This is a genomic window from Protofrankia sp. Cj5, assembly GCF_917627405.1.
Lineage (GTDB): Bacteria > Actinomycetota > Actinomycetes > Frankiales > Frankiaceae > Protofrankia.
Genome location: NZ_CAKJTO010000096.1, coordinates 1 through 12689, shown reverse-complemented (window position 1 = coordinate 12689; position 12689 = coordinate 1). Strand labels below are relative to the sequence as shown.

General features: G+C 70.2%; 8 protein-coding genes. 5 read left to right on the top strand and 3 right to left on the bottom strand.

Annotated elements, in window-relative coordinates:
• Positions 1–219: transposase (locus MJ777_RS18070; RefSeq protein ID WP_239377250.1), on the bottom strand; the 219-nt coding region annotated here is incomplete at its 3' end.
• 296 nt (positions 220–515) lie between these two features.
• Here MJ777_RS18070 and MJ777_RS18065 point away from each other — a divergent pair.
• On the top strand, positions 516–1769 hold the full coding sequence (locus tag MJ777_RS18065) for an ATP-binding protein (RefSeq protein ID WP_239377246.1): 1254 nt from the start codon (positions 516–518) through the stop codon (positions 1767–1769).
• 256 nt (positions 1770–2025) lie between these two features.
• On the opposite strand, the gene MJ777_RS18060 is transcribed toward MJ777_RS18065, so the two are convergent.
• Both MJ777_RS18060 and MJ777_RS18055 read right to left on the bottom strand, forming a co-directional pair.
• A complete protein-coding gene (locus tag MJ777_RS18060) occupies positions 2026–3693 on the bottom strand; it encodes a glycosyltransferase (protein ID WP_239377245.1) in 1668 nt (555 codons plus the stop codon).
• Positions 3690–6401 (bottom strand): glycosyltransferase family 39 protein, encoded by a 2712-nt coding sequence (locus MJ777_RS18055; RefSeq protein ID WP_239377244.1) that lies wholly within the window; start codon positions 6399–6401, stop codon positions 3690–3692. The genes MJ777_RS18060 and MJ777_RS18055 overlap by 4 nt, the downstream gene beginning before the upstream one ends.
• Positions 6402–7495: 1094 nt before the next feature.
• Between MJ777_RS18055 and MJ777_RS18050 the strand changes: the two genes are divergently transcribed.
• From MJ777_RS18050 to MJ777_RS18035, 4 genes are all read left to right on the top strand, one after another.
• The gene (locus MJ777_RS18050) at positions 7496–8824 is read left to right on the top strand and encodes a C40 family peptidase (protein ID WP_239377243.1); all 1329 of its coding nucleotides are present in this window, start codon (positions 7496–7498) and stop codon (positions 8822–8824) included.
• Between the two features lie 953 nt (positions 8825–9777).
• Positions 9778–10560 (top strand): glycosyltransferase, encoded by a 783-nt coding sequence (locus MJ777_RS18045; RefSeq protein ID WP_239377242.1) that lies wholly within the window; start codon positions 9778–9780, stop codon positions 10558–10560.
• On the top strand, positions 10547–11755 hold the full coding sequence (locus tag MJ777_RS18040; protein WP_239347195.1) for a glycosyltransferase: 1209 nt from the start codon (positions 10547–10549) through the stop codon (positions 11753–11755). Before MJ777_RS18045 ends, MJ777_RS18040 begins: the two co-directional genes overlap by 14 nt.
• A partial coding sequence (locus MJ777_RS18035; RefSeq protein WP_239377241.1) for a polysaccharide pyruvyl transferase family protein occupies positions 11715–12689 on the top strand: 975 nt, incomplete at its 3' end. The genes MJ777_RS18040 and MJ777_RS18035, both read left to right, overlap by 41 nt.

Genomic DNA, 12689 nt, shown 5'->3' with positions numbered 1-12689 from the left:
CTTCGCACCGTGGCCGTTACGCGAGTTCCCCGACCCGTTCCCCGAGGAATCCCCACGCTCATAGCCGAGATGATCCGACATTTCTGTTTCCAGGACGCGTTCGAGCACCGCCTTGGTCATCTGGGCCAGCAGCCCGTCCACGCCATCAATCGGTGTTCCTGACGCCTCCGCGTCCGCCAACAGCCGATCGATTGCCTCCGGCTGCAGTACCTCCGCCAGCCGCGCCGCTGCGTCTACGTCAACCGCCGAACCAGCCTGGGTGCCGTTCAACGAGGATCCTTTCCGAGCGAACCAGGTTCATCCTGACCTGATCCATCCAAACCAACCCGTTCTTACGCGAACCATCTGATACCCCATATCAGGCACTAGTCCTGGCCCGCTGATGGGGCTGGCGGTGTGAGGGGCCAGGGGTTCGAGTCCCTCAGCAAACCTTGTAGTGATGACCCAGCAATACTTGTACTAGCAGACTCGCAAATTTTGTACTGCTGGGCTCGCAGATTGTGTACCGTGGCTGTATGGCCACGTCAAGGTATGTTCCGCGGATCGCCGACGGGCGCTTGGCGAGTCTGTTCGCGGGGCTGCCCGCTGTCATGGTCACCGGCCCGCGTGCCGCGGGGAAGACGACCTCCGCCCGGCGGATCGCCAACGACATCCTGCGGTTGGATGACCCCGCGGTCGCCACGGCGGTTGCCGCGAACCCGGACGCGGCACTGCGCCGGGCGCGGGAACCAGTCCTCCTCGACGAGTGGCAGGAGGTGCCGGAGATCCTGGGCGCGGTCAAGCGCGCGGTCGACGACGATCCCCGTCCCGGCCGGTTTCTCCTTACCGGCAGCGTCGAAGCCGACTTCACGACCCGCCAGTGGCCCGGGACGGGTCGAGTCGTCCGGTTGGTGCTGCACGGCCTTACCCAGCGGGAGATCGCTCGCTCCGTCGATCAACCGGGTCTGCTAGATCTGCTTCTCAACTCGGACATCTCGCAACTGGGCATTTCTGGCCCGCCTCCGAGCCTGGATGACTACGTCGACCAGGCGTTGAGGAGCGGCTTCCCCGAGGCGGCCTTGAACCTGAGCGCATCAGGGCGACTCGTCTGGCTGGACTCCTACATCGATCACGTCGTCAATCGAGACGTGCTGGCCGCGGGGGAGCAACGGGACCCCGTACGACTACGTCGCTATCTCGAGGTTCTCGGGCTTTCAACGGCGGGCCTTCCCGCTGAGAGCACGGTCTACCAGGCTGCCGGAATCAACCAGAGGACCGCTGGCGCGTACGACCGGATCCTGGCTGCCCTCTACCTGACCGAACTCGTTCCTGCCTGGGCGACGAACCGGCTGAACAGGCTGACCAAGCGGGCGAAGCGGTACCTGACCGATCCCGCGCTCGCGCTCGCCGCCGCCCGGGTGGACGAGCGGAGCGTCCTGCGGGACGGAGACCTGCTCGGCAGGTTGATTGACACCTTCGTCGTCGCCCAACTACGACCGGAAGTGACCCTTCTCCACCCTCACGCCCGGTTGCACCACATCCGCTCCCGGGACGGCCAGGAGGTCGACGTCGTCATAGACCTCGGAGGAGGCGAAGTGATCGGGATCGAGATCAAGGCTTCCTCGGCGCCGACGGCTCGGGACGCCCGCCACCTCATGTGGCTGCGCGATCAGCTCGGCCCGGACTTCCGCGCGGGAGTCGTGTTCCACACCGGCCCGATTCCCTTCGATCTTGACGACCGGATCTGGGCACTGCCCATCTGTGCGCTATGGGCAGGCCGAACAGGGTAACCAGCCCGCGAGTAGCCATGATGCCGGAGGCTCGAACGGAGCTCGACCGGCTCCCAGCGGTACTCCTCCAGGAACTCCGCGATCAGGCGCCACCGTCGTGACTCGTCCGCACCAGCCAGTAGATCGGCGATCCGTTCCAGGCTCAACAACTGGTACGGGGGAGCGGGAGCGCGATCGTCCACGCCCACGACCGTGCATCGACAACGCCGGCTCTACTCGCACGTGCGACGCCCGGGATCGTGTCACAGGGCCGGGGTCAGGCCGCGATCGGCGGGGCGTCGCGCGCGACGGCGGTGCGGGCGGTCCGGCCTCGCCATCCCAGCGCGGGTATGGACCCGCGCAGCAGCAGCGCGGCGTGCACACCGGCGAACGCGACGCTGTTCGCCATGCCCGGCCCCTGGTCCCGGGCCAGCCCGTAGATCGATGCGGCGATCAGCAGCATGGCCACGGCGACGGGAACCACCACCACGGTCGGCTGCCAGTGCCCGCCGCCCTGCTTCGGCGTGACGACGAAACGTCCAGGCCGGCGTAGTAGTGCCCGTACCGTGGACACCACGCCGATCCAGAAGCTGGCGCTTTGCAGGGTGAAGGCGGCGAAGGTGTAGCTGCCGTTCCCGGCCAGCGCAACCGTGCCCAGCGCCACGGTGAAGTAGGGCGCGAAGTGCAGCAGGAACTGGTCGGCGCTCGCGGCGGTGATCGGTTGGATGCCGAACATGATCCGTATCAGCGGCATGATCATATAGATGAGTACGGTCCAGCCGGCCAGAAAGTACCCCGCGGACAGCAGGTACTGTGCCTTCAGCCGGCGGGGCAGCCGGGCGGCCAGCACCGCCGGGATCGCCGAGATGCAGCCTCGCGACCACCGCAGCTGCTGGCTGGTGTAGGAGGCCATGTCCGCCGGCCCGAGGCCACTGGCCAGTACCTCGGGCACGTAGACCGACCGCCACCCGCGGGTGTGCATGCGGATCGACAGCTCGAAGTCCTCGGTCAGGGAGTCCTCGGGGAAGCCGCCCACCTCCGCCAGGGCCGTACGGCGGAAGGCGATGTTCGTTCCGCAGCAGAACATCGCGCCCAGGCCGTCCTTGCCCCGCGCGATCCCACCGAAGAAAAGCGCCTGCTGTGCCCATGACGTCCCGGCGACCTCGTTGGTCGAGGCGTTCGCGTAGTACTGCGGTGTCTGTACAAAACCCACACCCGGGTCGTCGAGGTAGCCGAGCGTCGCTTCCAGGAACTCCGGGTGCGGCACGTGGTCACAGTCAAAGATCACCACGATCGGCGCGGAGGTCCGGCCGAGCGCGTGGTTGAGGTTGCCGGCCTTCGCGCCGCGGTGGTCCGGCCGGGTGATGTAGGTGACGCCGTACCGGCTGGCCAACGCGGCCATCCGCGGGTTGTCCCCATCGTCCAGCAGGCACACATGCACCTGCGCCCCCCGCATCCGGACCGCCGCGGCCAGCGTCGGTTCCACCACGTCGACCGGCTCGTTGTAGACCGGCACCAGGACGTCCACGGCCAGCCGCCCGCTTGCTCGCGGGCGGCGCCGGCGCACGCGCTCCCGGGAGCACGTCCACCAGAAACCGAGCGCCTGCACCGCGTTGAAGACCTCGGCAAGCAGCAACAGGGCGTAGAGCAGCACGTTGCCGACCCGACCGGGCGCGAGCAGCCAGCCGAAATACCAGAAGAAGGCGAGCACGTTCAGCGGCAGCACGAGCAGCATCCGGCGCCGCAGCGTCCGGCCCGGCCCCATCGGTTGCCATGCCGGCGGCGCGAGCCGCGGGTCCGTGGAGATGGCGGTCCTGGTCTCGCTTCTGGCGCCGTTCCTGGCGCCGTTCCTGGCGTTGTCGGCGACCGGTGGACGCGCCGCGGGGGCGACGGAAGGCAGTTGCTGGCTGTGCGTGATTGTTTCGTGTTCCGGCGTGATGGTCACTGCAGCTCCCAGACGATTACCTGCGGGGCGTGGAAGGTGTTGACGACCCGTCGGCTCAGTTCCAGCCGCGCCAGCAGCGCGCCGGTGTCCACCGCCACATTGGGATCGGACAGGAAGCTTCCGACCACGAACACGTGGCGGGCGGACTTGGCGCGCGCCAGAACGCCGGGGCCAGGACCGTAGGAGGGGAGCCCGGGCGCGTAGTAATCGACGACGTCGACCAGGTAGATCGGGGTGTAGACGATGATGTCGCCCGGTTGCGCATGCGCGGTGACGTGCTTCAACGCACCGTCGAAGTCGTACAGGCGAGGGTCGCTCGGATTGAGTTGCTGGTCCACCAGCGCGACCACGAGCGTCAGCGTGGCGAGCCCGACGCCGAGCAGCATTCCCGGCGTGGTCCGCAACCAGCTCGTGAGCGCCCGGCCGGCGAGGAGCATCAGGCCAGGCAGGATCCCGACGAAGTAGCGGACCTCGAACAGGTTCTCCTTCCGCGTGCCGAGGGCGAACAGGCACAGCACGGGGACGAGCACGGTCGCGGCGAGCAACAGTGAGCTACGGGACCAGCCGCGGCCGAGCAGCAGGAACGCGACCAGCATTCCCACTGGCCACACCGCGACGAGGGTGGCCACGATCGCGTCCGAATGGTAGCCCCAGACAGCCCATACCCCGTTCGCGCCGATCGAGTAGATCGAAAGCAGCGGATGGCCACCCGCCGCCACCGTGTCACCGGCCTGAGCCGCGAAACCCACCCCACCACGGGTGCCGTAGGCGTGGAGCTGAGCGCTGGCGAACGGCACCAACGGCGCGGCAAGTAACGTCAGCGCGGCCAGGCTCGCCAGCCACGGCACGAGGATGCCGGGCCCGTCCCGGGTGGTCCGGCGTGTTCCGTGTCGGCGCCAGACAATCACGGCGAACACGATCTGCTGCGTGATTACCTGCAGCGTCGCGAAGTAATGGGTCCACAGCAGGGCCGCGCTCGCCAGGGTGTACACCACCCACGCCCTACGGCCGCCGGCCTTCAGCACCCGTGCCTGTGCCCAGGTGGCCGTGACTCCGAACAGCAGGAACAGCGGGTACATCCGCGTCTCCTGCGAATACCAGACCGCGAACGGGGCGAAGACACCGAGGGCCGCCGCGGCCAGCCCGGCACGCCGGTTGTAGAGATCACGGCCGGCCAGGTAAAGCATCGGCACCAGCAGGCTCCCGGTCACGATCGAGGGCAGCCGGACAGCGAACTGGCTTGTCCCGAACAGGTGCACCTGTAACCACAGCACCGTGGCGAACAGCGGCGGGTGTACGTCGGTGTCCCGGAGCGCGCGGATCGACTCCTGGAACGGAAAGAGCCTGGCCTGGCGGATGCTGATCGCCTCGTCGACCCAGATGCTGTGCGGTGACAGCAACCGGACGACGATCCCGAGGACCGTGAGGCCGGCCACCGCCCACCGGATGTGGGTGGCTGTCACCGGCCGTGGCCGCAGCAGCCACATGCTTGCCAGCGGAGCGGGCCGGGCGCGCAGCATGGTCACGGTGCCCACCGACATCGTCAGCGCGGTCATGGCGGCCAACGTGACAAGCGCGATCGAGCGCGCGTCGTGATGGAAGATCGTGATGCCGATCGCCTGGCCGGCCGCGGTGATGCCGACGGCGATGCCGGTCGCTCGGCCGCCGGCCGTGACGCAGTTCTCCGCGGCCAGCACCCGGGCCAGGCCGAACATTGCCATCGCCGCGAGGTAGGCGAGGCCGAGCTGGCCGGTGCCGGCGTAGGCGGGGCCGAGCGTCGACACCCAGAACCCGGTCGGCGTCACCGCGACCACCAGCAGCGCGCCGATACCGACCGCGGCCGCCCCGGACAGCGCGACCAGCACTGCCCCGGCATCCCGTTGCGCGGCCCGCGGCAGCAGCACCATCGGGATGGTCGCGGTCGCGAACGCGGCCACCCCGCCGAGCGTCGACAGGACCGCGAACAGCGCGGCCTGGTCCCGGCCGAGGAGCGCATTCGCCCACAGGAGATCCTGGTTCGCTAGGACGGCGAGCAGCAGAAAAACGATCATCGCCGCTGGCTGACGGTTCGCGCCGGTGGCCGCTGCCGGCTCCGGCGGCTGCACCCGGGCAGCGCGCCATCGCGCTATCCCGAGCGCGCAGTAGCCGGCGGCGACCACGCCCGCCGCGCCCCCGACCGGGCCAAGCAGCGCGGTCAGCACCGTGCCGAAGGCCAGCCGTCCCAGCGGCTCGGCGAGCAGGCTCGCGGTGACCCCGCCGGTGCGCCCGGCACCGTACAGCCTCCCCCGAGCGAGCGCCAGCAGCCCCGCGCCGGGACCCGCGGCGGCCAGGACGAGCAGCAGCCCCACCGACAGGTGCAGCGCGGCGGCCAGCGGCACGCTCGCCACCGCGAGGGCGGCCCCGGCCCCGGCGCCGAGCCCCAGCCCGGCGCGGCGTAGCCGCCGCTCGTCACCTGGCGCGATGGCGCTGCCAACCGCCAGGCTGGCCGTCGGAACGTGTAACAGCAGATAGAGGGCGATGAATGTGACAAGCTCGGCATAGTCACTCGGGCTCAGCAGCCGCAGCGCGACGATCGAGAAGAGCAGGTTGCCGCCGCCCGCGCCGAGCTGGCCCGCGATAACCATGATCTGCTCGGTCGCGATCCGGCGACGGGGCAGCGAGATGCCGGCGGCGCTGGCGAGCGTGGCGTTCCCGGCGGAGACGGTCATGCGGCCCCCCGGCCGGCCGGCCTGCCCCGGAGCCTGCTCCGGCGTGCCGTCCTGATGAACGCGCCGCGTGGTGGCCCGCTGTACCGCGGCCGGCGCTGGCCGGCCCCATCCTTGGCCATCGATTGCTCCCCCCTGAGAGCGGCGGGCAACAGGGGACGCGGCGTCGCGCGGTGGGGGCGCGCACCAGCAGGGCGGCTCCCCACGCCGCCTCGCGATGCACGCACTCCAGCCCCGTTCCTTGCTCCACGCATCTGTTGCCGGACACTTTTGATCGTCGTGTCGTCGGCGGCGCGAAGGAGATGCTCGCACCGCCTTCGGCTGGTTGCCGGCCGCGGCCGGGGCGCCGCCGGCCCGAAACGGGCGCGGGGCTACCCGCGGGTGAATGGAAATGCCACAGTCAATGCGTGCTCGCCTGCGACGTGTCGCGAAAAAAATCTCCATGCGCGGCCCCGCCACGCCCCGGTCTGTTGGTTTCCCTGCCCCCGGCCCCTTCCCCGCGGCCGGCGGAGATCGACCCGATCACGGGTCTCAACTCTGTCCTCACCGCATTTCCTGGTCATCTCGCCGCGGCAAATTCTCCATGGCCGGCGGGTGGCTAGTTGGTGGCGTTGGCGAGTTTTTCTGATCAATAAGAGCGCCCGGCAATAGGGTGTTCGATCAGGGCGCGGCGGCTGGGTGGATGGATCGCGAGGCGGCGGCGGAAGGCGTCCCGCGCTGGGCGTGGACCGACGGCAACGTGGCAGGGCGCGGCCTGGGCGGCGCGAGCCGGACAGCTCCATTGCCGGAGCCGCTAAAATGTGGCCGGCTGACTGGCGGGAGCGATGGGCTCCCGCCGTATAACGTATGGAAGCGTGAGGGCGTGCGAATCGCCTACCGGGGGATAGCGGATCGCTTACAGGGGGGATGGCTGTCGGCAGCCGCCTGGAGAAATCGGCGGGTACGAGCGGCTGGTGTGTTCCCGCGGTGCCCGCGCGGGTGGCGTGCGGTGGCGGTGATCGGTTTTCCGTGCGGTATCTCCCCGCGACATGCCCGGGGCAGCGGCCGCATTCCTGTTGCCGCCGGGAGCTGAAAGCGGTCCGGATGAACGGAGGAGCATGCGGGCACAGGGGGGCGGGCACGAGATTCGGCACCTCGTGCGCATCATGTTGGCCGCCAGCATGGCGGTGTACGGGCTGGGCGGCTCCGAAGTGGCCCTGCCGCGCTCCGTCTCGCCTCCGCCGCTCCTGGTGGCGGCGAGCGGGACGGCCGACGTTGCCGGCGGCTCCGGGCTGTCCGGCGGTTGGGCCCGGCAGCCGTACAGCACGCTGCGGGCGAATCTTAGCGATCTTGTTCAGCAGGCGGACGCGACGCCGGGAGCCGGCGGCGACCAGCTCAATGTGCCCGGCCTGGCCCGCTGGCGTACGGTCGTGCGGGCCCAGGACGTCGCGGGCCTCGGTCCGTCAGCACAGGCTCGCGCGGCGCTGCTGTTTGCTCTCAGCCAGCTGGGCCGGCCGTATGAGTGGGGGGCGCAAGGCCCGGATTCGTATGACTGTTCCGGGCTCACCCAGCGGGCGTTCGCGACCGCGGGGATCCTTATCCCCCGGGTCGCCGCGGACCAGGCCCGGGTCGGCCAGGCCGTCCGGCTGGCTGAGCTGCTACCCGGCGATCTTGTTTTTTACGCCTACGACACCGCTGATCCGGCAACGATCCATCATGTCGCGATGTACGTCGGTGGCGGCCTGGTGATCCATGCGCCGCAGACCGGAGACGTGGTCCGCATCACACCGCTGTGGCTCGACGGCTATATCGGCGCGGTCCGGCTCTCGCGGGCCATCCGCGGTACGGGGATAACCACGGTCGGCCCGTTCACGGTGCCGCCGCCGCCCGCCGGCGGCGCGGCGGTGGATCCGCTGGCGATCCCACCGCTGCGCAAGGACCCCGGCGGCGGTGTTGTCGCGGGTGAGCCGCCAACCGTCGCACCGGCGGTAGGACAGGCCGGTCTCGCCGCTGGCTTGCCCACCGAGCCGATGTCCACCGAGCCGATGTCCACCGGCCCCACCCCCGCCCTGATGCCCACCCCAGGCGGCTCGGCCGACCCGACGCCGACACCAGGTGACCTCCCGCAGCCACATGTGGCACCGAGCCCCAGCGGACCCGCATCGGCCGCACCCGAGCCTGGGCCCACCGCGGCCACGGTGTCCACCGTGCCGGCTGCCGCCCCGTCGCCTGCCGCGTCACCTGCCGTCATCCAGCCGGCGTCCGCGGCTTCGCCGGCACCGGCCGCGACCGGGCAGCCGACCGTTTCGCCATCCCCTTCTCCGTCACCAGCGGGCAGCGGACCGCCTGCCAGCACGCCCGCGGCGCCCGCGGCGACCACGACAGCACCACCATCGGCCGCTCCTTCCGCGGCGGCCACCACCCAGGCGCCGGTGACCGCTGGGTGAACAGCCCCACGCGCTGGAAGCGGTGGAAGGCGCGGGTTTCTGGCTGAGCAAACTGCCGTCGGCGGCCAGCGCGCCGCCGGCTCGGATCGGGGGCGGACAATGAACGTGAGTCGACCGGTGAGGCCGTGTGGGGAATGCGGCCATGAGTGGCGGCTGCATCGCCGTGGCGAGTTGCTCGTCTGCTGTGACGTGATGCGCTGCCAGTGCCGGCTGCTGGTCGGCGACTATGCGGGCCAGCTTGCTCTCGGGCCGTATGAGTCGGTGCCGTGCGCGGTTGGCTGCGGCCGCGTCGCCCAGCGTGGGGATATTCGCTGCCGGCGTTGCCGGGGGGCGCTTCGCCGCCATCCGCCCGCGGTGCCGCCCCAGACGGACGACCAGCATCCGGGATGGCGGCCCGCGGCCGTGTGACAGCGGCGTTCGGCTGGTGTTGTTTGCGGCGCGGCCGGCAACAGGGGACGCGGCGTCGCGGGGCTGGGGCGCGTACCCCAGCCCCGCTCCTTGGTCCACGCCTCTGTTGCCGGGCGCTCGGTGGGCGCTCGGTGGGCGTGGACCGACCGGGCTGATCGAGGCGGGCCGCGGCCCGGAATGCGGTCCCGCCCTGAACGTGTATTCATTCACTGTAACGCATCGTAGTGTTTCGCTTGATTTCCGCCCGGAGTTTCGGATACGGACACCATGCCCGGAGCAAACAGCCATGCAACCGCAACTCTGCCGTTTCTTGGCAGTCACGACCAGGAAACTGGCTGGGTAGAGCCTGGCTGAGAATTCTGCTGATGAGTGTGTCCAATGTTGGGATCCACGGGGGAGGGGGCGGGCGGATCAGACCGCACCGCGGCCGGCGGCCGGTCGTGCTGCCATGCGCTGTCAGGGCCGCCGAATTTTTGCCATAGCTCTGGTGGCCTGCCGGCGAGTTTGTTTCCGGCCTCCGTCGGTTCTCCTGGTAAGGGAGCTCAATGCGTCTCGACATCATTATTCCCGCGCATAACGAGGAGCATCGGATCGGTCGCACGCTCGACAGCTATCTGCGTGCGCTCGACGCGCCGGGCTTTCATTTTTTCGTGGCGCTGGATCATTGCACCGATGGTACCGCGGCAATCGTCCGGAGCTATCAGGCCGTCGATGACAGGCTGCGGATGTATCGCTACCCGAAGCTTGGCAAGGGCGGCGTGATAACGGAGACGCTCCGGCGGGCCGACGCGGGACTCGTCGCCTTTGTCGACGCTGATCGCGCCACCCCGCCGGGTGAGCTGCTGAGGCTCGCGACGGTCGCCCAGGACGTCGGCGCGGCGGTGGCCAGCCGGTGGCATCCGGCTTCGCTGCTGCCCGTGGCCCGTCCGTTGCGGCGCCGCGCGGCAAGTGCTGGATTCGCGATGCTGGTTCGGCTGATGTTCAAACTGCCTTACTGCGATACGCAGTGCGGCGCCAAGGTGTTTCGGCGGGACGTCTTGGACCAGGTCACGCCGTATCTGTCCGCCCGCGACTTCCTCTTCGACGTCGACCTGCTGGTCGTCGCCCGCGCCCTGGGGTGCGAGGTGGCGGAGGTGCCCACGGTCTGGATCGACCAGCAGGGCTCGCGGCTGGACCTGCTCGCGGACAGCCGGCGGATGGCCGTCTCCTTGTTACGCCTGTGGCTGCGGCATCGGATGCTGCCGGTCCCGGCACCCGCCCGCGGCGAACCAGCGGTTGCCTCGGCGTTGCTCGCGGCAGGCCGGCGAGCTGTCGATGTCGCGGCCTGACGTCGCGCTCGTCGCGCCTTATCCACCGCGCGGCGCGAAGCACGCCGGGACGAGCGGCGTCGCCTCCTACGCGGCGAACCTCGCGACCTCACTGGTTGACGCGGGCGCGACGGTCGCGGTGGTCGCGCCCAAGCTCAACGTTCGTGAATCGGCCGCGGTGCCCCCGAGCGACGAGCCAATCCCCACCGTGCATCGAGCCTTTGGCAACCGGCCGTGGTCGCTGCTGGCCGCATGGCGCTCGGCCCGCGAGACCGGGGCTCCGATCATCCACCTGCAGCACGAGCTGTTCCTCTACGGCGGGGCCGCGGCGTTGCCGTCACTGGTGACGGCGCTGTCCGCCCGGCGGCGTGGCCGCCCCGCGGTCGTCGTCACCATGCACCAGGTTGTGTCACCCCAGGACGTCACCGCGGAGTACACGCGGATGCACCGGGTGGCCGTACCGGCGGCGGTGGCGCGCGGCGGGCTTGCCGGCCTGCAGCGGGTGGTGAGCGGGCTCGCCGACGCGGTCGTGGTCCATGAGCGTGCGTTCACCGATGTCGTGCCGTCCGCCGTGCTCATTCCGCACGGGATCGAGGATCTTGTCACCCCGGACCGCGGGGCCAGCCGGCTCGCGCTCGGCCTGGACGGTCGGCTGACCGTTCTCTGTTTCGGTTTCGTGGCGCCCTACAAGGGCCTCGAGCTGGCCTGCGAGGCGGCTGTACTGGCTGGCGGCACCGTCCAGCTCGTGGTTGCCGGCGGTGACCATCCGCGGATGACCGGGACGCACAGCTACGCGGACGCGCTCCGCGAGCGGTTCGCCGACAAGGTGCGGTTCGTCGGATATGTGCCAGAAGAGCAGGTCGGTCACTGGTTCGGCGCTGCCGACCTCGCCTTGCTGCCGTATCCGAAGCCGCATGCGAGCAGCGGCGTGCTGGCGCTGGCTTTCGGTTACGGAACCCCGGTGCTGCTGTCGCGGGCGCTCGCGGACTGCGTCGGTGCCCCACCGTTGATGACCATACCGGGAACACCGGCGGAGCTCGCCGAACGGCTGCGCGAGCTTGCGCGGGACCACGCTCGGCTCGACCGGATCCGCGCGGCGAACGCGTTCCTCGCCGACGGCAGGTCCTGGCCCACGGTGGCCGGCCGCCATCTCGACCTCTACGAGGAGGTGACCGGTGGCAAGGGTGCTGTTGGCCGGCGCGTTCGGACAGCGTAATCCGGGCGACGAAGCGCTGCTGGAGGCGTTTCTGCGGGCGCTGCCCGGCTGCGACTTCGTGGTCACCACGGCGCGTCCGGGATGGACGGAGCACACCTATGGATGTGACGCCGTCGACAGCGATGATCCGTGGGCGGTCGCCCAGGCTCTGCTGAGCGCGGATGTGGTCGTCCTCGGTGGCGGCACCATCTTCAAGACCCTGCACCCGAGCGCCGGCCGTGCGGCGCGTTCGTTGTTGGTGCGTTCACTTGCGTTGGTCACCTCGGCACGGACGCTCGGACGCAGGGTCGCCGCGGTCGGTGTCGGCGCCGGTCTCCTGGCCGACCCGCTTTCGCGACGGCTTGCGCGGGAGCTGGTCCGCCGTATCGATCTCCTCGTGCTGCGCGACGAGGAGTCAGCTCACCTGCTGCGCGGCTGCGGCGCCCCGACACCGTTCCGGGTCGGTTCGGACCCCGCGTGGACGCTGTTGAACCCACCGCTGAACCCACCGCCGCACACCGGCGGCCGGTACCGTGACCGGGAGAATACCGTCCTGGTCGCGCTGAGCCATCTGGCAGCCACCGGCAAGGAGCTCTCGCTGTTGCTCGACCGGCTCGCGGAGGCTCTCGCCGAGCAGAGCGCGAACGGGCTGCGGGTGCTCCTTCAGCCGTGGCAGGTCGGTAGCACGGGTGCGGACGACCGCGAGATGGCGTCCTATCTGCGGGCCCGGCTTGCGGGCAGCACGGTGCTGGCACCGCCGGCGGACCTGGCCGAGGCACGGGCCAGCGCCGCTTCGGCCAGGTTGCTCGTGGCGATGCGCTTTCATGCGCTGCTCGCCGGTGCCGCCGCCGGGACCCCCGTGGTCGCGGTCGCGCACGAGGCCAAACTCGCCGGCCTCGCCCGCCGGCTCGGCCAGCCCGCCGTCCGGCCGGACGCGCCCGCGGGCGAGCTGGCG